At 62.7% G+C, this 22,022-nt stretch carries 22 protein-coding genes; 13 read left to right on the top strand and 9 right to left on the bottom strand.

The window, feature by feature from the left end; translation table 11 throughout:
* Nucleotides 1–18: 18 nt before the first annotated feature.
* Nucleotides 19–1,263 carry an extracellular solute-binding protein gene (locus tag DS839_RS30965; RefSeq protein ID WP_162918920.1) on the bottom strand — a complete coding sequence of 415 codons (1,245 nt, stop codon included), beginning with the start codon at nt 1,261–1,263 and terminating at the stop codon, nt 19–21.
* A gap of 330 nt (nt 1,264–1,593) precedes the next feature.
* On the opposite strand from DS839_RS30965, the gene DS839_RS30960 reads away from it, so the two are divergent.
* Entirely contained in the window at nt 1,594–3,012 is a 1,419-nt protein-coding gene (locus tag DS839_RS30960; protein ID WP_119274404.1) for an aminotransferase-like domain-containing protein, read from the top strand.
* A 3-nt stretch (nt 3,013–3,015) separates the two neighbouring features.
* Here DS839_RS30960 and DS839_RS30955 read toward each other — a convergent pair whose 3' ends face one another.
* Nucleotides 3,016–3,411: a RidA family protein gene (locus DS839_RS30955; protein WP_119274403.1), complete on the bottom strand. Its 396-nt coding sequence runs from the start codon at nt 3,409–3,411 to the stop codon at nt 3,016–3,018.
* Nucleotides 3,412–3,643: 232 nt separating this feature from the next.
* Between DS839_RS30955 and dctP the strand changes: the two genes are divergently transcribed.
* The 3 genes from dctP to DS839_RS30940 all read left to right on the top strand — a co-directional run bounded on the left by dctP (nt 3,644) and on the right by DS839_RS30940 (nt 6,666).
* Nucleotides 3,644–4,672, top strand: coding sequence for a TRAP transporter substrate-binding protein DctP (gene dctP / locus DS839_RS30950; protein WP_119274402.1), 1,029 nt, complete (start codon nt 3,644–3,646; stop codon nt 4,670–4,672).
* 197 nt (nt 4,673–4,869) lie between these two features.
* The gene (locus tag DS839_RS30945; RefSeq protein WP_119274401.1) at nt 4,870–5,349 is read left to right on the top strand and encodes a TRAP transporter small permease; all 480 of its coding nucleotides are present in this window, start codon (nt 4,870–4,872) and stop codon (nt 5,347–5,349) included.
* Between the two features lie 12 nt (nt 5,350–5,361).
* Nucleotides 5,362–6,666, top strand: a complete 1,305-nt coding sequence (locus DS839_RS30940; protein ID WP_119274400.1) for a TRAP transporter large permease — start codon at nt 5,362–5,364, stop codon at nt 6,664–6,666.
* 1 nt (nt 6,667) lies between these two features.
* On the opposite strand, the gene DS839_RS30935 is transcribed toward DS839_RS30940, so the two are convergent.
* Complete coding sequence (locus DS839_RS30935; protein WP_162918919.1) at nt 6,668–7,453, bottom strand: PhzF family phenazine biosynthesis protein; 786 nt, start codon at nt 7,451–7,453, stop codon at nt 6,668–6,670.
* A gap of 193 nt (nt 7,454–7,646) precedes the next feature.
* Between DS839_RS30935 and DS839_RS30930 the strand changes: the two genes are divergently transcribed.
* The 8 genes from DS839_RS30930 (at nt 7,647) to DS839_RS30900 (ending at nt 14,853) form a co-directional block, all read left to right on the top strand.
* The gene (locus DS839_RS30930) at nt 7,647–9,194 is read left to right on the top strand and encodes an ABC transporter substrate-binding protein (protein WP_162918918.1); all 1,548 of its coding nucleotides are present in this window, start codon (nt 7,647–7,649) and stop codon (nt 9,192–9,194) included.
* A gap of 33 nt (nt 9,195–9,227) precedes the next feature.
* Nucleotides 9,228–10,166 (top strand): ABC transporter permease, encoded by a 939-nt coding sequence (locus tag DS839_RS30925; RefSeq protein ID WP_119274397.1) that lies wholly within the window; start codon nt 9,228–9,230, stop codon nt 10,164–10,166.
* Nucleotides 10,163–11,041 (top strand): ABC transporter permease, encoded by an 879-nt coding sequence (locus DS839_RS30920; RefSeq protein ID WP_119274396.1) that lies wholly within the window; start codon nt 10,163–10,165, stop codon nt 11,039–11,041. The genes DS839_RS30925 and DS839_RS30920 overlap by 4 nt, the downstream gene beginning before the upstream one ends.
* The gene (locus DS839_RS30915) at nt 11,038–12,027 is read left to right on the top strand and encodes an ABC transporter ATP-binding protein (protein WP_368912020.1); all 990 of its coding nucleotides are present in this window, start codon (nt 11,038–11,040) and stop codon (nt 12,025–12,027) included. Before DS839_RS30920 ends, DS839_RS30915 begins: the two co-directional genes overlap by 4 nt.
* A 7-nt stretch (nt 12,028–12,034) precedes the next feature.
* On the top strand, nt 12,035–13,048 hold the full coding sequence (locus DS839_RS30910) for an ABC transporter ATP-binding protein (RefSeq protein WP_119274395.1): 1,014 nt from the start codon (nt 12,035–12,037) through the stop codon (nt 13,046–13,048).
* Between the two features lie 10 nt (nt 13,049–13,058).
* Nucleotides 13,059–13,505, top strand: coding sequence for a cupin domain-containing protein (locus DS839_RS36735; RefSeq protein WP_162918917.1), 447 nt, complete (start codon nt 13,059–13,061; stop codon nt 13,503–13,505).
* A 17-nt stretch (nt 13,506–13,522) separates the two neighbouring features.
* The gene (locus tag DS839_RS30905) at nt 13,523–14,299 is read left to right on the top strand and encodes an SDR family NAD(P)-dependent oxidoreductase (RefSeq protein ID WP_162918916.1); all 777 of its coding nucleotides are present in this window, start codon (nt 13,523–13,525) and stop codon (nt 14,297–14,299) included.
* Nucleotides 14,300–14,382: 83 nt separating this feature from the next.
* A complete protein-coding gene (locus DS839_RS30900; protein WP_119274393.1) occupies nt 14,383–14,853 on the top strand; it encodes a VOC family protein in 471 nt (156 codons plus the stop codon).
* A 606-nt stretch (nt 14,854–15,459) separates the two neighbouring features.
* On the opposite strand, the gene DS839_RS30895 is transcribed toward DS839_RS30900, so the two are convergent.
* Genes DS839_RS30895 through DS839_RS30880 form a run of 4 tightly spaced genes read right to left on the bottom strand, consistent with a single transcriptional unit; the run spans nt 15,460 to nt 19,832 of the window.
* Complete coding sequence (locus DS839_RS30895) at nt 15,460–16,182, bottom strand: FCD domain-containing protein (RefSeq protein WP_119274392.1); 723 nt, start codon at nt 16,180–16,182, stop codon at nt 15,460–15,462.
* A gap of 13 nt (nt 16,183–16,195) precedes the next feature.
* A complete protein-coding gene (locus DS839_RS30890; RefSeq protein WP_119274391.1) occupies nt 16,196–17,251 on the bottom strand; it encodes an ABC transporter permease in 1,056 nt (351 codons plus the stop codon).
* On the bottom strand, nt 17,248–18,771 hold the full coding sequence (locus DS839_RS30885) for a sugar ABC transporter ATP-binding protein (RefSeq protein WP_119274390.1): 1,524 nt from the start codon (nt 18,769–18,771) through the stop codon (nt 17,248–17,250). Before DS839_RS30885 ends, DS839_RS30890 begins: the two co-directional genes overlap by 4 nt.
* A gap of 11 nt (nt 18,772–18,782) precedes the next feature.
* Nucleotides 18,783–19,832: a sugar ABC transporter substrate-binding protein gene (locus tag DS839_RS30880; protein WP_119274389.1), complete on the bottom strand. Its 1,050-nt coding sequence runs from the start codon at nt 19,830–19,832 to the stop codon at nt 18,783–18,785.
* A 137-nt stretch (nt 19,833–19,969) separates the two neighbouring features.
* On the opposite strand from DS839_RS30880, the gene DS839_RS30875 reads away from it, so the two are divergent.
* A complete protein-coding gene (locus DS839_RS30875) occupies nt 19,970–21,007 on the top strand; it encodes a Gfo/Idh/MocA family protein (RefSeq protein ID WP_119274388.1) in 1,038 nt (345 codons plus the stop codon).
* 138 nt (nt 21,008–21,145) lie between these two features.
* On the opposite strand, the gene DS839_RS30870 is transcribed toward DS839_RS30875, so the two are convergent.
* Both DS839_RS30870 and DS839_RS30865 read right to left on the bottom strand, forming a co-directional pair.
* Entirely contained in the window at nt 21,146–21,427 is a 282-nt protein-coding gene (locus DS839_RS30870) for a type II toxin-antitoxin system ParD family antitoxin (protein WP_119274387.1), read from the bottom strand.
* A 67-nt stretch (nt 21,428–21,494) separates the two neighbouring features.
* Complete coding sequence (locus tag DS839_RS30865) at nt 21,495–22,019, bottom strand: NADH-quinone oxidoreductase subunit B family protein (protein ID WP_119274386.1); 525 nt, start codon at nt 22,017–22,019, stop codon at nt 21,495–21,497.
* Nucleotides 22,020–22,022: the final 3 nt, after the last annotated feature.

The following is a 22,022-nucleotide window of genomic DNA, read 5'->3' as shown; positions in this document are numbered from 1 at the left end:
TCGTCCCTGGCGCTCAGCTTAGAGACCGACTTCGCTCTTCACGATCTTCTCGACATTGGCGACGGCTTCGGCCGCCGTCACCTTGCCGGCATAGCAGTTCTGGATCTCGGCCTCCGCCAGGCCTTCGACGGTCGCCCATTGCGGGAAATTCTCGATGCCGACCGCATATTTCACGAACAGCGGCAAGGCTTCCGCAAGCTGCGGCGCGGCGTTGGTGCCATAGCCGTTCTCGGCCGCATCCGAGCGCGCCGGATAGGTGCCGGAATTGTCCGCCCAATAGGCGTCATTGGTGCCATTCGTCCAGAAGGTCATCACTTCCCACAGCAGGTCCTTGTCCGGCGATTTGGCATTGGCCATGTAATAGGTGACATCGTTGAAATTCACCTGGGTGACCGGCCCCGGCGGATAAGGCAGGAGCTTCCAGTCGAACGGTACCTTCTTCGGCAGGACCGTCGTGCCGGCGAGATCCGACGACAGGATGGCGAGCTTGCCGGCGGCAAAGGCCGCGGGTGCTGCGTCATAACTGTAAGTGCCGAGCGGCGGCGCTATGCCTTTCTTGAACAGATCCGCCATCTGCTCGGTGACCTGCACCACTTCCGGCCTCATCACATTGGGCGCCTTGAGATCGGGCGTCAGATAGGAGCCGCCGGCGGAACGCAAGCGCTGATACCATTCGCCATAGCCGCCGAGCTGGATGCCGATGCCCAGACCATAGGTCTCGCCTTCCTTTGTCATCTTGCCGATGCAATCGACGAAGCTGTCCCAGCTGTTGATGAAGCTCGCGTCGTGACCGACGGCACGCACCTTGTCCATGTTGACGAACAAGGCGTCCTCGACATGCCAGCTGATCGGCAGGCCGAGAAGTTTTGGCCCATAGCTCTCGGTGCGCTCCCAATAGAGGTACTTGGCCTTTTCGGCCGCGAAGGCCGGATCGTTGATCCGCGCGGCCCAGTCCTCAAATCCTGTGCCCGCTTCATAATCGGGATAGGAGCTTTCCGTCGTCATATAGATGTCATGGCCGCCCCCGGCCACGGAGGCACTGATCTCCTGAGCCGCCGTGCCCCACTGATACAGGCGGAAATCGAAAGTCACGTCGGGATGAAGCGCGTTGAAGGCCGACGCGATGTGCTTGTGATGGTCGATCTCGTTTGCGGACCACGGGCCGACGAGGAAGCGCACATGGCCCTTGAGGGGCTTCGCCGCCGCATAGGCCGGCCGGAAATCGGCGGCAATGGAGGCAACGGCCGCGGTCGTCAGACCCATTTGAAGGAGCCGCATGACAAGGCGCGGCGCGACAGCTTTCCGCTGAGATGAGCCTCGGAAAGCGCACAGATTTGCCGATGAATTCGCTGATTCATGACCTGTTTCCATCCCTCTTTGTGCCTCCCGGATGACCGGACTTGTCTCCAGAAGGCTTATGTACCGATCTTGAGTACAATCCCGATATAGGCCTGCGGGAGCGGTGATGTCAATTGAGCGGGCTGACATTTTCGCCGAATTTCTTGTTTCCTGCCTTGATTGCACTAAGATTTGAGCCTCGGTATTGTGCCGCGACTCGATAATGTACCAGCATAGAAACAATATGGAGTTTGAATGAGCGAGTGGTATTCGGGCTGGCCCGTCCGGCGTGACGATGTCGCCACTTCGCTCGCCGATACGTTGGAAGAGGCCATCCGCAGCGGACGGCTGGCGCCCGGCGCGCAATTGCCGACACATCGCGAATTGTCGAAACGTCTGGGCGTGGCCGTGAGCACGGTTTCTCGCGCCTATGCCGAGGCCGGCCGCCGCGGCCTCATCGGCGGCACCGTCGGACGCGGGACTTTCGTTCTGGCGACCGACAAGGAGAACGACCTCGCCTCGAACCGCGAGGTGCTGCGCCCGCTCGAACGCCTCTATCTGCCTTTGATGCAGCGCGAGGACGCGATCAATCTCAGCCTCAACGAGCCTCTCTCCGACGGCACCGGCGAGCGCTTGCGCGAGGCCTTGAAAGCGATTGCCAAAAAGCGCGATCTCGACGACCTCGCCCACTATCAGCCGCCGCAAGGACAAATGGAGCATCGTGTCGCCGGCGCAACATGGCTGCGCGAGCTCGGTGTCGACGCCCCAGCCGACGATATCTACGCCGTGTCCGGCGGGCAGACGGCGCTCATGACCATATTTCTGGCGCTGGCGCGGCCCGGCGACACGGTGCTGACCGAGGAATTGACCTGGCCCGGCGCTTTGTCGGTCGGCCGCCTCACCGGCATCCGCCTGATGCCGGTGGCGATCGACGGCGAGGGCCTGATGCCGGAGGCTTTCGAGGCCGCATGCCGCTCCTATCGGCCGCGCTTCGTCTATACGATGCCGACGCTGCACAATCCGACGACCGCGACGGCGAGCCTTGCCCGGCGCCAGGAGATCGTGCGCATCGCGCGCGAATACAATGTGCTGATTGTCGAGGACGATGCCTATGGCTTCCTGGTCGAGCCGCGCGCGACACCCTATTGCCAGCTCGCGCGCGACATCACGATCTATCTGACCAGCCTGTCGAAATCGATCGCGCCGACCTTGCGGATCGGCTTCATGGCGGTGCCGCCGCGCCTGCACAAATCCATGCGCGCCTCGACGCGCGCGACGACGGCCATGGTGTCGCCTTTGCTCCTCGAGCTCACGACGCATCTGATCAATAGCGGCGCCGGCCGCGAGGCGATCAGTTTTCAAACCAACGCGGCGCGGCACCGGCAAGAGCTTGCCGCATCGATCCTGGGCCAGGCCGGCCCGGCGCCGACCTCGCTGCATTACTGGCTGAGATTGCCTGACGACATGCGCAGCGCCGTCTTCGTCGCCGATGCGCTGGCGCGCGGCGTCGCGGTGACGCCGGGCGATGCCTTCACCGTCGTGCCGGGAAAGGATCCGGGCGGGGTGCGCCTGTGCCTGTGCAGCGAATCGAGCGAGGCGCGCGTGAAGCAGGCGCTGACGACACTGGCGCAGCTGGTGCATGCCGATCACGCGGCCGCTCTTCCGATCGTTTAGCCCTCAAGCCTTCCGGGGCACGACCGCGGTCACGGCAATCTCGACCCGGAAGGGATCGACGCCTCCCGATACCGTCACGCGCGCCGGGAAGGGACGCGGCATCACCTCCTGATAGGCGGCATCGAATGCCGGGAAGTCGATCAGGGTGTCGACAAAGACGTGGACCATGACGATGTCTGCCAGTGTCGCGCCGACTTCGTCGAGAATGATCGCGATGTTGCGGATGGCTTGCCGGGTCTGCTCGCCGATGTCGTCGCTTACCGCCTTGCCGGTGACGGGATCGTTGCCGACCTGCCCGCACACCCACACGAAGCCGTTGGCGGCGATCGCCTGCGAATAGCTTGCCGTTGGCTGAGGCGCCTTGCTCGTGCTGATCGCCTGCCTGCGCTCACCCGCCATGGCCGTCTCCTTTCCCTGCTTTTCCTGTGGCTCAAGCAAAACGTTAATTTGTACTCTCGTCAAGTACAATAGCTGCTCTCTTCGCCTATCTATCTTATCTTATTGAAATTGCTATCATTTCAGTAATGACTCTATTTCTCCTTGAGTTTGACTGTAAGTAATGTACCTTTATGAGAACAATTTTGCAGCGCCCGCAGCCGGCGCCGCAATGACAAGAGGGAGGAACCACCAAATGACAGGCAAGCACGCATCATCTCGGCAACGTTTCTCGCGGCGGGCGGTATTGGCCACGGCCACCGCCGCTCTCACCATGCCCTTCGTCATGCGCTCGGGGCGCGCCGCCGCCATACCGCTGCGCATGTCGAATCCGGGTCCCGCGGACGACTGGCAATCCAAGGGCTTCGTCAAGTTCAAGGAAGTGCTCGAGCAGGAAGCCCCCGGCGCGTTCGACGTCCAGATCCACTATAACGGCACCTTGTTCGCGCAAGGCACCGAGATCGAAGCCATGCAGCGCGGCAATCTCGAACTGGGCGTGATCACGCCGCAGGACTATGCCGCGCTCATACCGGAATATTCGATCTTCACCACCGGCTACATTTATCGCGACGCCGCCCATCTCGATGCCGTCTTCGACGGCGATATCGGCGCCGAGTACAAGGCCCGGGTCGCCAAGGATGTCGGCGTGCGGATCCTGCGCAGCCAGTATTTCGGAGCCCGCCACGTCATCTTGCGGCAAGCGCGCGACGTGAATACGCCCAAGGACCTCGCCGGCCTCAAATTGCGCATGCCGGCAGCGGAATCCTGGCTGTTCCTCGGCAATGCGCTCGGCGGCAATGCGACACCGCTCGCTTTCGAGGAAATCTATCTCGCTCTGCAGACCGGCACGATCGACGGGCTCGAAAACCCGTTGCCCGACGCCATGGCCTCCAAGTTCTATGAAGTGACGCAGCAAGTGGTGCTTACCGGGCATCTGATCGCGAGCAACTTCCCCACCGTCGCCGGGAAATTCTGGGACGGCCTCACGCCCGAGCTCAAGGCCGCCGTCGACAAGGCGGAAGCGGCCGGCAAGAAGCTCTCCGACGAAGGCGTCGCCGCGACCGAGAAGGACGCTAAGGCTTTCTTCGAAAGCAAGGGAGTCAAGGTCACGACACCCGACGTCGCCGCCTTCCGCGATGAGGTGCAGAAGAAGTTCGTCGAGTCCGACTTCGCCAAGAACTGGCCTCCCGGCATGCTGGAGCGCATCAACAAAGCGGGGACTTGACGCCCTCTCCAACTTTCCCTCTCCCGTTGCGAAGCAATGGGAGAGGGTGCCCGAAGGGCGGGTGAGGGCTCTTTATCTCAACAAGGAATACTGTCGAGCTAAGAGCGCGCTGGCCGAAAGAGCCCTCATCCGGCCTTCGGCCACCTTCTCCCACGCGTACCGCGCGGGAGAAGGGGAACGATGGAGAGCGAGTCGCGATGGAGCGTTGGATCCTACGGTGGAAGTCATTCGCCGAGCTCATGGCCGCCGCCATGTTCGCGACGATGTTCCTCGCCTTCATGGCGCAGATCCTCAGCCGCTATGTGTTCAACGTTCCCCTCTCCTGGACGCTGGAAGTGTGCTCGATCGCCTATATCTGGGTGATCTTCTGGTCGTGCGACATCCTGCTCAGCGAGCGCCAGCACATCATCTTCGACGTGCTCTATAAGAAGTTCCCGCCCAGGCCGCGGCGCTGGGTGGCCATCGCCAACACCGCCGCGATCGGCCTCACTTTCCTCGCCGCCCTGCCCGGCATCCTCGACTACATCGCCTTCCTGGGCCGGCGCCACACGATGGTCCTGCATGTGCCTTTCGACATCGTCTATTCCTGCTTCGGCATCTTCATGATCGCCGCCATCGTCGGCGCCGCCTTGCGGCTGCGCCGGCTTCTGAGTTCGTCCTGGAAACAGAATCTCTGACGGAAAGTCGCGATGAGCCTTGCCGCCTTCCTCATGTTCGCGCTGTTCTTCCTCTGGTCGTTCCTCGGCATGCCGATCGGCCATGCGATGATCGCTGCAGGCATCGTCTATCTCTTCCTTACCGGGCAGGATATCGGGCTCGTCGCCTCGCAGAGCCTCAACGGACTCTTCAACAACTTCGTCCTGATGGCGGTGCCGCTCTTCATCTTCGCCGCCGAGATCATGAATGAAAGCAAGATCACCGACCGACTGTTCGGCTTCGCCAATCTGCTCGTCGGCCGGCTGCGCGGCGGCCTCGCCCATGTGAACATCGTCTCCAGCATCATCTTCTCCGGCATGAGCGGCTCGGCGCTTGCCGATGCCGCGGGCCCCGGCAAGCTCGAGGTCGACATGATGGTGAAGGCGGGCTACGCGCCAGGCTTCGCCGCGGCGCTCAGCACGACATCGGCCATCATCGGCCCGATCATTCCGCCCTCGATCCCGATGGTGATCTATGGCGTCATCTCCAACACCTCGATCGGCTATCTGTTCATGGCCGGCGTCATTCCGGGGCTGCTGCTCGGTTTTGCGCAAATGGCCGTCGTCGCGGCGATCGCCAAGCGCCGGAATTTTCCGGTCGAGGCGCCACCGACGCGCCGGCAGGCGGTCGCGACGACACTGGACGCCTTCCCCACCTTACTGCTGCCGGCCATCATGCTGGGCGGCATCTATTCAGGCGCGGTCACGCCGACGGAGGCTGCCGCCGTCGCCAGCTTCTATGCGCTCGTCCTCGCCCTCTTCTGGTATCGCTCACTGAACCTTCGCGGACTTCTCAGTGTGCTCGTCCTGTCCTCGCGCGCCACGGCCGCCGTCGCCATCACCATCGCCGGCGCCCTGGTGATGAACTGGATCGTCGCCGCCGAGCAGATCCCTCAGGCGATGGGCGCCTGGATGAGCTCGCTCGACATGTCGCCGATCATGTTCCTGCTCATGGTCAATATCCTGTTTCTCATCCTCGGCGCCTTCCTCGATTCGCTCCTCATGCTGCTCATCATCGTGCCGATCCTGTTGCCGACCGTCGCCCATCTCGGCATCGATCCGGTGCATTTCGGCGTGACCTCGATCATCAACATGATGATCGGTCTCGTGACCCCGCCCATGGGCGAGCTCGTCTTCCTCATCGCCGGGGTCTCCGGCATCCCGGTCGCCGCCATCACGAAGGAATTGTGGATCTTCCTCATCGTGCTGATCGCGCTCCTCTTCGTCCTCGTCTTTGTGCCCGAGATCACGCTCTGGCTGCCCATGCAAATGGGCTACGAACCGGTCAGGCCTCTCTAGGCTAGATATGAATGGTGCCTTCCATATAGAGGGCGCAGCGGCCGGCGAGCCGCACCTCGTTGCCGCGCAAGGAGCAGTGCAATTCGCCGCCGCGCGGCGACAGTTGCAGAGCGAGATGCTCCGAGCGGCCGAGGCGCTCCGACCAATAGGGCACCAGCGCCAGATGCGCCGATCCGCAGACCGGATCTTCCGGCAATCCCTCTTTCGGCGCGAAGGCCCGCGATACGAACTGGCAGTTTTCACCCGGCGCCGTGACGATGACCCCATCGCGATCGAGCTTCATCAGCCTCGCCATGTCGGGTGCGAGCTTCGACACCTCGGCCTCGTCCTCGAGGAAGACGAAATACTGATTGTCGTTCACGCGTGTCTCCATGAAGGGAACGCCGAGGGCAGCTGAGAGCTCGGCCGGTGCCGGACAGCTCAGCGCCGGCAGGATGGGGAGCGTTATGGCCAGCAATTTGTCGCTCAAGCTCGCGACCTTGAGCATGCCGTTGCGGCGATGGAGAACGGCTTCCGGAAGATCGGACTTCAGGATACGCAACACGACATAGGCCGCGGCGAGCGAAGCGTGCCCGACGAGACCCAGTTCGCCCAGGGCGGTAAAATAGCGGATGTCGAAATGGGCGCCGCGGTCGACCAGGAAGGCGACGACGGCCGCATTGTGCTCCGTCGTGATGGACTGCAGCAGCGCATCGTCGAGCCATTCTTCGAGACAGCACACCATGGCCGGGTTTCCGGCGAAGACCCGGCTCGCAAATGCGTCGATCTGAAAGACATCCAGTTTCATGGCCACCTGCCAAAGGGTTGAGATTATTGTCACGCTTGCAGGGCAATGCCCGGCTTTAGGATTTTCCTGATGTTTCGTGCAGCAGTCCCATTGACAGGCGGGAGTTTTATCATCTAACGTAGCTTTGTACCGACAATCGGTACATAGTACAAGAATAATTCCACTTGGGATGGGAAACAACGGGGAGGCCGCAATGACTGCACGGCTCGGCGGACTACTGGCGCTCATGGCGAGCGCCTTCATCTTTCCGGCAATCGCTCAGGCGCAGGATTCAACGCCCCAGAAAGGCGGCACGCTCACCATGGCACGCGACAGCGAGCCTCTGACCCTCAATCCGATCGGCGCCAGCGACAATGGATCGATCTTCATGGTCGTCCAGATCTTCGACACACTGGTGGAAACGCGGGACGCAGCCGTGCCGCAGCCCGCCATCGCCAAGAGCTGGACGGTATCGGACGATTCAAAGACCTGGACATTCACGCTGCGCGACGACGTCAAATTCTCCAATGGCGATCCGCTCACCTGCGATGATGTGAAATTCTCGATCGACCGCTTCGCCGATCCCAAGGTCAATACCAGCTATGGCGGCTTCGGCGCCGCCATCGCCTCGACCGAATGCGCAAGCGCGTCGTCCTTCATCGTCAAGCTCAAGGATCCGCAAGGCGCCTTCCTCGATTATCTCTCGACCTTCATTCCCTCGATCGTGCCCAAGGCGGCTTACGAGAAAATGGGCGACAAGGCCTTTGGCGAGAAACCCGTCGGATCGGGCCCCTTCGTTCTCAAGGAATGGGTGCGCGGCCAGCGCCTGGTGCTCGAGCGCAATCCCCATTACTGGAAGAGCGGGCAGCCTTATCTCGACCAGATCGTCATCGACTATGTGCCCGATGAAAACAGCCGCATGCTCAAGGTCGAATCGGGCGAGGCGCAGATCGCGACCGAAGTGCCCTATTCGCAGATCGAGCGCATCTCAGGGCTCGCCCATGTCGATGTCCAGATCGAGGACGTCATGGCCTGGGATGCCGTCTGGTTCAACAGCCGAAAAGCGCCGTTCAACGATCCGGAGGTCATCCGGGCCCTGAACTACGCAACACCCAAGGAAGCCATGCTCAAGACCTTGATGCATGGCGCGGGCGACGTCGCCAATCATGTCATCGCCAAGGTCAAATACTGGGATGCGACGGTGCCTGCCTATCCTTACGACCTCACCAAGGCGAAGGAGGCGCTCGCCAGGTCTTCCGTGCCAAACGGCTTCACCTTCTCTTGCCTCATCGTGGCGGGCGATCAGTTCGAGCTGCAGCAGGCACAGATCCTGCAGTCGGAATGGGCCAAGATCGGCGTCAAGATGGAAGTCCAGGCGGTGGACACCGGCACCATCTGGACGCGCTGGGGCAGCGGCGATGAGAGCTGCTTCACCTTCACGGGCTCGGGCCTCTCCAGCGACGCGCTCTCCGACGACAATCTCGCCGTCGTCTTCTTCGACTTCAACGGCGGCATCCAATCCTTCTGGACCGGCTGGGACAACAAACAGGCGATCGACCTCGTCAGGCAGGCGGGCAGCACGATCGATGAGGACAAGCGCAAGGCGGCGTTCCACGAGCTGCAGCGGCTGGTGATGGCCGAATTCCCCGCCGTGCCGCTGTTCTTCATCAAGGCGCGCACCGCGGTGTCCGACAAGGTCAAGGGCTTCAAGACGCTGCCGGTCAAATGGTGGAATCTCGAGGATGTCTGGCTGGCACCCTGATATCGGCGCGGGAAGCAACAGGGAGACTCAATATTGTCGCTCTTAGCTTTCACCGGCCGAAGGCTGGCGCACTCCATCCCTGTCCTCCTCATCATCACACTGGCGGCCTTCTCGGTGATCCATCTCGTTCCCGGCGATCCAGCCCGCGTGATGCTGGGCTCGCGTGCGACCGAGGAAGCAGTTACCGCCTTGCGTGAACAGCTCGGCCTCGACAAGCCGCTGGTCACGCAATATCTCGACTTCCTCGTCAATGCGCTGCGCCTCGATTTCGGTGAATCGCTGTTCCAGCGCGCCTCCATCGGGCCTATCGTGGCGATGCGCGCCGCCCACAGCCTGGCGCTCGTCGCCTATTCCATCGTCATCTCGCTCGTCATCGCGGTTCCGCTGGCGCTATTGTCCGCCGTGAGGCGCAATCTCCTCCCCGATCACATCGTGCGGATGCTGACGACTCTCGCCTTCTGCATGCCGTCCTTCTGGACGGCGCTGCTGCTGGTCCTCTTGTTCAGCATCCGCCTCAAATTCTTTCCGACCTCGGGCCTGGGCGAAGGGATTACGGGCTATATAGCGAGCCTCACTTTGCCCGCGGTCAGCATCGGCCTTTATCTTGCGCCCATATTGTTGCGCAGCCTCAGGGCCAGCATCATCCAGACTTTGACGGCGGAATATATCGAAGCGGCGCGGGCGCGCGGCTTCAGCGAGGCCCGCGTGCTCTTCAAGCACGTGCTGCGCAATTCGCTGATATCGATGCTGACGATACTCGGCGTCAATGTCGGCTTCCTGATCTCGGGCGCCGTCATCGTGGAGAATGTATTCTCCATACCGGGGCTTGGGTCCTTCATGGTCGCGGCGATCGTCCAGCGCGACTACCCGGTGATCGTCGCCTTGACCCTGATCTTCGGCGTCGTGGTGGTCATCGCCAATTTCCTGGTCGATCTCTCTTACGCGATGCTCGATCCGAGGATACGGCAGTGAAGCCCCCTCCTCCCGGCATTGCGGAAAGCGCCTGGGCGCGGCTCAACAAGCGGGCCGTCCTCGATCGTCGCTGGGCCACGATCTCGCTCTATACCGGGATCGCGATCACGGCGGTCATCGTGGCCTTGAGCTTCGCAGCGCCTTTCCTCGGCCTCAGGGATCCTCTGGCCACGGACCTCATGAATGCTCTGGCGCCGCCGTCTTCCGAATTCCTCTTCGGCACCGATGATCTCGGCCGCGACATCTTCAGCCGCGTCCTCCATGCCGGGCGGATCGATCTCGTCTTCGGCATCGTCACGACCTATGTCTCGCTCGTCATCGGCCTCCTGATCGGCGCGCTGTCCGGCTATTTCGGCGGCATCATCGACACGATCATCATGCGCATCGTCGATCTGGTGATCTCCTTTCCCTTCATCATCCTCATCCTCACCATCGCCGCCATCGTCGGGCCGGGCCTTGCCGGCGCCTATATCGGCGTGATCGCGGTGAGCTGGGCGCTTTATGCCAGGCTGACGCGCGGCGAGATGCTGGCGATCCGCCGCCGCGAATTCATCCTGAATGCCGAAACCCTCGGCTACGGCACGCCGCGCATCATATTCGTGCATGCCCTTCCCAATCTCCTGCGTTCGAACCTCGTCTTCTCCATGTCGGATATCGTTCTCAACATCCTGACGCTGGCGGCGCTTTCCTATCTGGGCCTCGGCGTCGCGCCGCCGACCCCCGAATGGGGCGAGATGATCGCGCAAGGGCAGAAGAACCTGCTCAATGCCTGGTGGATCTCGACCTTGCCGGGGCTCGTCATCGTCCTGGCGGGCGTGGGCTTCAGCCTGATCGGCGATGGCCTCGCCGACCGGCTCGACGACAGCGGCCGATGATGTCCCACACGCCGCCAGCAAATCCGCTGCTCGATGTGCGCGATCTTTCGGTCGGCCTCACCAACCGGCATGGCGCCTTTCTCGCCGCCGACCGCGTCACGCTCCAGGTCAAGACCGGCCAGAGCCTCGGCCTTCTGGGGGAATCGGGATGCGGCAAGAGCATCACCTTGCGCGCCCTTCTCGGGCTGGTGCCGCATCCGGGAGAGATCGTCGGCGGGCACATCGAGTGGAAGGGGCGCGACTGGCGGAGCTTCAGCCGCCGTGAGATCATGAAGATGCGCGGCAAGGAAATCGCGATGATCTTCCAGGATCCCGCCTCCTGCCTCAATCCGGTCTTCACCATTGGCGATCAGATCACCGAGACGCTCCGCCTCAAGCTGGGATTGCGATCCAAGGCGGCCCAGACATACGCGGCCGATCTCCTCGATCAGGTCGGCATCCCCGCGCCCGCCGAGCGGCTCAGGCTTTATCCGCATGAGCTCTCGGGCGGCATGCGCCAGCGCGTGATGATCGCGATCGCGATCGCGACCGAGCCCGATCTGCTGCTCGCCGACGAGCCGACGACGGCGCTCGACGTCACCATCCAGGATCAGATCCTCAATCTCCTGGCGCGCCTCAAGGACCGAACCTCAATGTCGATGATCCTGGTGTCGCATGATGTCGGCGTGGTGGCGCAAAATTGCGACGTGATCGCGGTCATGTATGCCGGACGCATCATGGAATCGGGGCCCGCGCGCGAAATCCTCGAAGCTCCGCGCCATCCCTATACACGGGGGCTCCTGGCGGCGATCCCGCAATTGCGCGTGGGCGCCGGACGCCCGCCCCTCAAGACCATTGCCGGATTGCCGCCCAACCCGGCCGCGCTGCCGCAAGGCTGCCCGTTTCAACCGCGCTGTCCGTCGGCCCGGTCCGAATGCGGGACCATCCCCGTGACGCTCGACCGGAAGCTGCCGGGCCACGGGTCCGCCTGCCCGTTCGTGAATTGAGAGCCCCATGATTGCCGCCCTGGAAAATCCAATCTTGAGCGTGACCCGGCTTCGCAAGACCTATGGCGGCCGGAACTCGCTGATGAACATGATGCGGGGCACGCCGGCGCGACGCCTCGTCGCTCTCGATGACGTCTCCCTGTCAGTCGGCCGGAACGAGGTTCTGGGCATCGTGGGTGAATCGGGCAGCGGCAAGTCGACCATCGCCCGCTGCATCGTGAGACTCGAAAGACCGGATCGCGGCACTATCGCCTTCGACGGCCGGGACGTCTGGGAGGCGCGGACCCAAGGCCTCAGGCAGATCCGCCGGGACATGCAGATGATCTACCAGGATCCCTGTGGCTCGCTCAATCCGCGCCTCAGCATCGCCCGCGCCATCAGCGAGCCGGCCTTGGTGCATGGCCTGATCGGGAAGGATGGCGTTAAGCCCCTGGTCCGCGAGTTGCTCGACCGCGTGGGTCTGCCGCAATCCATGGCCGAGCTTACCCCTCGCGCTCTGTCGGGCGGACAGCGCCAGCGCGTCGCCATCGCGCGCGCTCTGGCGCTCAAGCCCCGGATGATCATCGCCGATGAGGCGGTGAGCGCGCTCGATGCCTCGGTCCAGGCGCAGATCCTCAATCTGTTCAGCGAGCTCATCCGCGATCTGGGCTTGAGCATGATCTTCATCTCGCATCAGCTCTCGGTCATCGCCCATCTCGCCGACCGCGTCGCCGTCATGTATCTCGGGCGCATCGTCGAATTGGGATCGACCGCCGATGTCTTCACCCGTCCGCGCCATCCCTATACCGAGGCGCTGCTCAAGGCGCATCCCGATCTCGAGGGCAAGGCATCGCGCGAGCCGGCATTGGCAGGCGAGATCCCCTCTTCCTACGCCATTCCAGCCGGCTGCCGCTTCAACACCCGCTGCCCCCACGCCGAAGCAGCCTGCTTCGCCAGCGATCCGCCGCCTACCGCATTCGAAGCTGGACACAGCACCTGGTGCCATGTCCTGCCCGCACTCAAAGGCATCGACGCCACATAGGAGGAAGCCCATGTATCCGATCAACTATTCGAAATTCTCCTACTATAGGATCGAGCCGGACGACCTCGATTCGGTCGAGCCGAAGCCGATCGATTTCTTGGGCGGCGGGCTCCATCGCATGGTGGGAGTCGGCATCGAGGAGCCTTGCTGCCAAGTGGTGTTCGAGGATTTCTTCCCGGGCCATGAATATAAATGGACGACCTGGGTCGACCAGCTCGATTTCGTGACCTCGGGCAAGGCCGAAATCACCTACTATCAGCCGCCGTCGCTGGAAGAGAAACGCACCGTCCTGGTCGAGGCGCCCTGCATCTATCTGATCCCGCGCGGGACGCCGCTGGTCTGGAAAGTCATCGGCGAGGAGATCTTCCGGCATTTCTCCTTCGACGTGCCGCATCCGCAATTTCCGTCCGATCTCGCCAAGAGCGTCAAGGCGAAACGTGCCGCCGGCAAAGTCTGAAGCAAGGAGGATCGCCCGTGAAGATCATTGCTGAACGTTTCGCCGGCCGCCGCGCCGTCGTCACCGGGGCCAGCGCCGGCATCGGCCGCGCCACGGCCTTGCGTCTCGCCGCCGAAGGCGCGCGGGTCGGGCTCATCGCCCGGCGCCGCGAGCCGCTCGATGAAGTCGCGCGCGAGATCCAGGCAAAAGGCGGCGAGGCTCTCGTCCTCGTCGCCGACGGCTCGGTCGAAAGCGAGATCGCGGCCGCGATGGACAGGGCGGCCAAGGAATGGGGCGGGCTCGACATCATCGTCTCCAATGCCGGGATCGAGCTCCTCGGCCAGGACGACCGCGTCGACCGCCTCGACCGCGCCATCTGGGACAAGCTCATCACGACCAACCTGACCGGCCAGTTTCTCGCCTGCAAGCACGGCGCGCGCCACCTTCTGGCGGCAGGCGGCGGCGCCATCGTCTGCCTCGGCTCCAACTGCGCCTATCTCGGCATGGCGACCAACGAGCCCGCCTATAGCGCCAGCAAGGGCGGCGTGCTGGCGATGATGAAGGTGATGGCGATCGACTATGCGCGGCTCGGCATCCGCGTGAACATGGTCATACCGGGTTTCATCGATACGCCGATGAATGCGCCAGTGATGAAGGACACGAAAGAGCTCGCTTATTGGAGCAACCAGATCCCGCTCGGGCGGCCCGGCACCGCGGATGAATGCGCCGCCGCCATATTGTGGCTCGCCTCCGACGAAGCGAGCTACTGCATCGGGACGACGCTCGTCATCGATGGCGGTCAGGCCTCCATCTGACACTGCCGGGGTTTGACTCACGCCCGGGAACATATGTCTGCACCGGAACGTTGAGAGAAGCTTGATCAACATGGGACAGACAGATGGTACGTGTCGTTGGAATAGACCATATCGTCATCAGGGTCAGCGACTATGAGAAGTCCAAGGTCTTCTACGGCCGGCTGTTCGACTTTCTCGGCTTCGAGATATCGGAGGAATATGAGGAGGCCATCGGTTGGACCAATGGCCATACGCGCTTCTGGATCGGTCCTGCGGATGAGCAAGGGCGCAAACACAAATACCGCATCGGTGATGTTGGGTTCCACCACTATGCGTTCCAGCTGCGCAGCCGGAAGGATGTCGATGCCTTGCAGGCCTTCCTCGAGAAGACCGATACCGTCATCGTCGATCCTGCTGACGAATATTACGACGACTATTATGCCGTGTTCTTTCTCGATCCGGACGGGTTGAAGCTCGAAGGGATGAAATATGGTGAAAGGCACGAACAGGCGAAGCGCAAACGTTCGGCAGCCAGGGCAGCGAAAGCGAGGAAGTCTCGCAAGAAGCGGGGTTGAAGCGACGTCGTGGCCTCTGTCGCTGTTACTGGGCCATTCGTTGGTGGGCGCGTATCGCGGACAAATGCTCCTCCGCCATATCGTGGCTGGCCTCGGTGGCAGATGAGACCGGGCGGAATGCTAAGAATATAGACCTTATATTGGATGGGTATTCAATATCATATGGCATTGACACAAGGTTGAAGTCGGGATTCAGTAGCTCAGTTCCCCATATGGAGGGAGCGTCCCATGCCAAGTAGCTATTTCGAGTCGGACCGGCTGAGACGCCTAGACCTTATCTTTGCCCGGGCGATAGCACTTCTAGAAAGACACCAAGGCGTTCCGTTGGAGACCCGGAACACCATAGCTGTCCGGATATTCGAACTCGCGGCTGAAGGCGGCCATGATGATGAGGTCATCCTGCAATATGCATTATATGGCTTAATGCGGAAGAGCACTAAGCAAAGCGATCCACCAGACAACCGTGAGAATGGGCCAAAGCTCAGCAACTCATAAAGCGTCACGCCACGCCGTTGCTCAGGGTGAGCGCGCCACGCTCGCCATCCAGCCTAGGTGGGCGGTGAGAGACTCGAACTCACACCCGGGCACGACGCAACGTAAACCAAGTCAGCGGCTGTGGCTCTCACTTTCCCTTCCCTCTTCGTACCAGCGCTCGACATCGCGGATATGGGCGTTCATCGCCCGCCAGGCGCGCTCCGGCTCATGCGCGGCGATGGCTTCGTAGATCGCCTCGTGATGGGCGAAGGCGCTCGGGAGCGCCTCGGGGATCTTGAGCGATATGCGCCGCTGCAGCGCCAGCCAGCCGACTATGGCGCGATGCATCGCGCTGAACACCTGGTTGCCGCCGATCTCGGCAATAGCGAGATGGAAGGCGACATCCGTCACCTCGAAATCCGAGAGCGACGACAAGGACTGCCGGTTGGCGTCGAGCGCCTCGGCGAGCCGCGCGATCTCGGCTTCCGTCGCCACCTCCGCCGCCTGGCGGGCGATCGCCGATTCGAACACGCGGCGCGCCTCCTGCAGCGAGCGCTCGCCCGCCTTGGTCGCGAGGAAATGGCGCGCCGAGGCCGAGATCTGGTCGACCAGACCGTCGATCGTCGGATGGACGACCCGCGCGCGCTCGCCCGCCGAGAGCTGGACGACGCCCGAGCGCTCGAGCATCAGGAGCGCCTCCCTGACCGCTGGCCTTCCGACGCCGAACCGCTCCATGAGTTCACGCTCCGGCGGCAGCTGGTCGCCCTCGGCATAGATGCCCTGGATGATCGCCTCCTCGATCTGGAGGGCGACGTCCTCGTGGATCTTGCGGCGACGGACGGTGGTGAAGGACATGAGGCTCACCTTCTCAATGCTCGCTCGCCTGCGGCGCCGCGGCGAGCGCCCGCGTCTCCTCGGCGGAGCGGGCCCGGTAGCGCACGCGCTGGGCGTCGATGAACATGGCGAGCATGATGATAAGCCCCTGGATCACCTTGATCCAGAAGACCGAAACCTTCATGAGATTGAGGCCGCGGTCGATGGTGGAGAGAAGCAGGACGCCGCCGAGTGCCCCCAGCATGGTGCCGCGCCCGCCTTGCAGGCTGACGCCGCCGATGACGGCCGCCGCCATCACCGTGAAGATGTAGCCCTCGCCGAGATTGACTTGGATGGAGGCGACGCGTCCGGCGAGCATCCAGCCGCCGAAAGCGGCCAGCACGCCGCTCACGACATAGACCTGCCTGATGCGCTTGTCGGCTTCGATCCCCGAAGCGATGGCGGCCTGCTTGTTGCCGCCGATCGCATAGAGCTCGCGCCCGAAGCGGCGATGGTTCAGCACGATGTGCCCGATGACGAAGACGAGGGCCGCGGCCACGACGGCGACGGGAATCCTGATGACGCCCGGAATGTCGATGGCCGCCGCGTGGCCTAGCCAATAGAAGACCTCCGCCGGCTCGAAATTGAGCCCGCTCGTCGCATTGCCCTGGGTGAAGGCCAGCATCGTGCCGCGCAGGATCAGCAGCATCGCCAGCGTCACGATGAAATTGTTCATCCGGCCGACCGTGATCAGGAGACCGATGATCCAGCCGATGAGCCCGCCCATGAGCAGGATGGCGCAAATCGACAGATAGGGATCGAGCAGGATGCCGCCGCCCCAGTTGGGCGCCATCGCCGGCACGATGAGCCAGATGCCGAACAGCGCGGCGAGGCCCAGCGTCGATTCCGAGGAGAGATCGAAATTGCCGGTGATCAGCACGAAGGTCTGGCCGACGACCAGAACGCCCAGCACCGCCGCGGCCGAAAGGATGTTGCTGATGTTGACGGAGGTCAGGAAGAAAGGCGACTGCAGCGTGAAGAACAGGAACACCGCCATCAGGATGAACCAGATCAGGTTCTCGAGAAGGGCCGGCACATAATCGCGCTTCATTGCACTGTCTCCTGGAACTCGCCTTCGATCGCGGCGAGGAGTTTTACGGCGGTGATCTCCTCGCGGCCCTTGCGGAATTCCCGCACGATGCGGCCGCGATAGAACACCAGGATGCGGTCCGAGATATCCATGAGCTCGCTCAATTCATCCGAGACGACGCCCACCGCCACGCCGCGCTTGCTCAGCTCGTCGACGATGCGCAGGATCTCGGCCTTGGCCGCAACGTCGACCCCCTGGGTCGGCTCGTCGAGGAACAACATGCGGGGCTCCGTCGCCGCAAGCTTTGCCACCACCACCTTCTGCTGGTTGCCGCCGCTCAGGTGCTCGACCGGCGCCTCGGGCGAGGGCGTCTTGATTCCAAGTGTCTCGATATAGGTTTTGACCAGCGCGTTTTCCTTGCGACCATCGATGAAGCCGAGCCTCGATGCGAGTTCGCGAAGAACCGAGAGCGTGATGTTGTCCCTGACCGAGCGGAGGCCGATGATGCCGAGGCCGTGCCGGTCGCGCGGCAGATAGGCGAGGCGGCGGCTGAGCGCTACGGTGGGGTTCTCCGCCGCATAGGGCTTGCCGTCGATCCTGGCCTCGCCCGATCCCAGCGCCTCGAGGCCGAAGAGGCCGCGCACGAGCGCCCCCGCACCTGAGCCTTCGAGACCGGTGAGGCCCACGACCTCGCCCGAATGAAAGGTGATGTCGACTTGGGCATAGTGGCCGAGGCGCGTGAGCCCCTTGAGCTCGAGCACCGGCGGGCCGGGCTTCGTTGGCGGCCTGCGATAACGCTCGACATTGGCGCCGCTGATGAGGCGGATGAGTTCGCCTTGCGTGATCGAGCCGACGGGCGCCTCGCCCGCAATGCGGCCGTTGCGCATGACGGTCACGCGGTCGGCCACCTCGAATATCTCCTCGAGATAATGCGAGATATAGATGAAGGAAGCGCCTCTGTCCTTCTGGCGCTTCACGAAGCCGAAGAGCTTTGCGACATCGTGCTTGGGCAAGGGGGCGGTCGGCTCGTCGAGGATGACGACGCTCGCCTCGGCGAAGAGGGCGCGGGCGATCTCGATCATCTGCCGCTCGGCGACGGAGGTGCCGTCCATGCGCCGCTTCACGTCGATATCGAGACCGAAGCGGCGGAGCCGCTCGTCCGCTTGCGCGTACATGCGCGGCCAGTCGATGAAGCCTCCCCGGGTGAGCAGCAGGCTGCCCGAGAAGATGTTCTCGGCGATCGAGAGGCTGCCCACATATTTCGCATGTTGCGATACGATGGCGATGCCTTGGGCCTTGGCCTCGGCCGTGGTGAGCCTTTGATGGCTCTTGCCTCTTACGCGGATCTCGCCCGAATCCGGCGGATAGAGGCCGGTCAGGACATGCATCAGCGTCGACTTGCCGGCGCCGTTCTTGCCGACGAGCGCATGGACCTCACCCGCGGCGACCGAAAAGGAAACATCGTCAAGGGCCCGCACACCTGGAAAATCCTTGACGATGTTGAGAAGCTCGATCTCGAGCTTCTTCGCCGTTTCGCTCATCTCGCTGCCCTTTATTGGGCACCCATCTTCTTCTCGATATTGCCCCACAGCCGCTCGTCGTCGACATTCGACTTGCCGACCGAGGTCGTGGCGAGGAACAATTGCAGGCCGACATCGGCCTTCTCGAGGCGGGCGGGCGACCAGAGCGCCCCTTCCTTCTCGATGGTCGCGGGCGCGACCGCCTCGCCTTTGAGCCTCTTCTCGATGAAATCGGCGGCAAGCACGCCGAAATCCGGAATGGGCTGGTTGGAGGACTGATCGAAGGCGCCGCTGCGGACAAGGTCGAGCGTGCCGAGGCAGCCGTCGACGCCGGCCAGATGAATGTGAGCCTTGTCGCCCGCCTTCGCGTCCTTGCCGATCTCCTTCAGCGTCTGCACCGTGCCTGCGGCATAGACGCAGTCGGAATGCATGTAGATGCCGTCGAGATCGGCCTCGGTCGAGGCGACGTCGCGCACGATGTCGACACCCTTGGCCGAATCCCAGTCGCCGACCTTGGTGATCACCTGGATGTCGGGATATTGCTTGAGCACGTCGTTGAAGCCGCCGCCGCGCAATTGCGCGACGTTCTGGGCGAGATTGCCGGTGATCTCCAGCACCTTGCCCTTGGGCGCGCCATGTTTGGCCTTGAGGAATTCGACCGTAGCCTCGCCCGACTGCTTGCCGGCGAGATAGTTGTCGGAAAGGACAACCATGTCGATCTCGCAGCCCTGCGGCGCGCGGTCGATGGTGTAGAAGGGGATGTTGGCCTCCTTCGCCGCCTTGACCGCCTGGCATACGCCCGCCGAGTCGTCCGGAACCGCCACGATGGCGGAGACCTTCTGGGCGATGAAGTCATTGATGTCGTTGAGCTGCTTCTGGGCGTCGCCGCCCGAGGTGGTGGTCACGACCTCCCACCCCTTGGCCTTGCCGGCATTGACGAGGCCGGCCTGGATCTGCGCCTGCGCGCCGACGAGGCCGGGTGCCGAATAGCCGATGGTCACCTTGTCCTGAGCCGCGGCCGCCAATGTCATGGCGGCGCCGAGAAGAAGGCTCGCGGCGAGTATTCGCGTCACTGCTTTCATGGAATCCTCCCAATTCGTCCCTTTTCGCCGGGTTCTGGGCCCAGTCCGGGACGGCGGAACAGTAGTTGACTTGCACAAGTTTGGCAATCAGCATGTTATGTAGTTAGGTTGTTATACCAATAAGGAGTGACAGACCGATGGGAGAGCGCAAGGAAGTGGCGATTGGCATGGTCGGTTGCGGCTTCTATGCGCAGAACCATCTCCATGCCTGGTCGGATTTGGCACCCGAGGGCGCCCTGCTCACGGCGGTGTGCGACCGCGACCCCGAGAAAGCGCTAGCCGCCGGCACCCGGTTCGGCGTGCCTCACTTCACCGACATGGCGCGCATGCTGGATGAGGTGAAGATCGATCTCGTCGACATCGCAACCCGCATGGACAGCCACAAGGAGCTCGCCCAGATCGCCGCGGCGCGGGGCGTCGGCGCCGTCGTGCAGAAACCGCTCGCGCCCAATTGGGAGGACTGCGTCGCGATCGTCGAAGAGGCGAAGCGGCGCGGCGCCTGGCTCGCCGTGCACGAGAATTTCCGCTTCGCGACAGCCATGCGCAACGTGAAGAAAGTACTGGCGCAAGGAACGATCGGCCGGCCGACATGGGCGAGGCTCTCCTGGCGCACCGGCTTCGACGTCTATCGCGGCCAGCCCTATCTCGCCGAAGAACAGAGGCTGGTGGTCCAGGATGTGGGTATCCATGTCCTCGACCTCGCCCGCTATTTCCTGGGCGAAGTGGAGCATCTAACTTGCGAGACGCAGAAGCGAAATCCGAAGATCAAAGCGGAGGACACCGCCACCATCATGATGCGCCATGTGTCGGGCGCGGTCTCGCTCGTCGAGGCGACCTATGCCGCACGCCGCGGCGATGACCCCTTTCCCGAGACGCTCATCGAGATCGAGGGCGATGGTGGCTCGCTCATCGTGAGCAAGGGCGAGAAGATGAAAGTCACGACGCAGGGGCTGACCTTCGAAGATGAGATCGGCGGACCGCTTCTCGCCTGGACGAGCCGACCCTGGCATGTATCGCAGGAGGCCGTGCTGCACACCAACCGCCATATGTTTGAGCGCTTCCGCGACGGGCTTGCCGCCGACACCTCGGGCGAGGACAATCTCAAGACCTATGCCCTGGTCGAGGCGGCCTATGAGTCCGCCCGCACGCGCCAGGCGGTGAAACCGCGCAGGTGAGGATCACCCGCGCCCGCGCCACTGCTGGCAATGGCGATAAGTATCCTCAATCCAGTATCTCGCGGCTGGCGGATTGTCCTCGGCAATGCAGAGAGATGCTCTCGATGTCGGCCTTGGCTTTTGGCCGAAGGCGAAAGCTCACGACCGAGTCCAGCCTGGGATTTTAGCCTCAAAGCTTTTCCGTAACTGAGCGAACGCTTCTTCGCCATCGCTCGCCGGTCCGCTCGCTATGCCTTCATCCCATAGCCGGCGAAGCTCTTCGATTGCCTGCTCGCGCTGTGCTCTGCGGAACTTCCATTCGCGCAATGCTTCCCGCACCACTTCGCTTACGGACGCATATTCACCGCTTTCAACAGCCTCGCGCATCGCCGTAGCCATTTCCGGCGTGACGGCCACGCTGACTTTCTCGACATTCGCCATCGCCGGTTCTCCTTTCAGAGTAGGCAAGTTTACTACCAATCGCAAGATGGATGCCGTTTGGGATTATTCAACGGGTTCTGGCACTCTTCTCGATCAGCGCGATGAGCCCCTGCAGCAGGGCCGTAGGACTGGGCGGGCAGCCGCGAATATGGAGATCGACCGGTACCACCTTCGACACGCCCCCGATACAGGCATAGCTTTCGCCGAAAATTCCGCCATCGAGCGCGCAGGTCCCGACCGAGACGACCCATTTCGGACTGGGCGTCGCATTGTAAGTACGCTCCAGCGCCTCACGCATATTGTGGGTGACAGGTCCGGTCACCAGCAGCACATCGGCATGGCGGGGCGAGGCCACGAATTTGAGGCCGAAGCGCTCGAGATCATAGAACACATTGTTCAGCGCATGGATCTCGAGCTCGCAGCCATTGCACGAGCCGGCATCGACATGGCGGATCGACAGGCTGCGGCCGAGCGCGCGGCGCGCCATATCGTCGAAGGACCGCGCGAGCTGGGCGAGCGCCAGGTCCTCCACTTGCGGCGCCGCTTCCGTCAAAGCCGGGCTCAGCAGATTCTTGAACAGGAGCTTGCGCATGAT

Source organism: Taklimakanibacter deserti, from assembly GCA_003574785.1.
The sequence above is the reverse complement of the archived record's forward strand: the minus strand, read 5'-3'. Positions and strand labels throughout refer to the sequence as shown.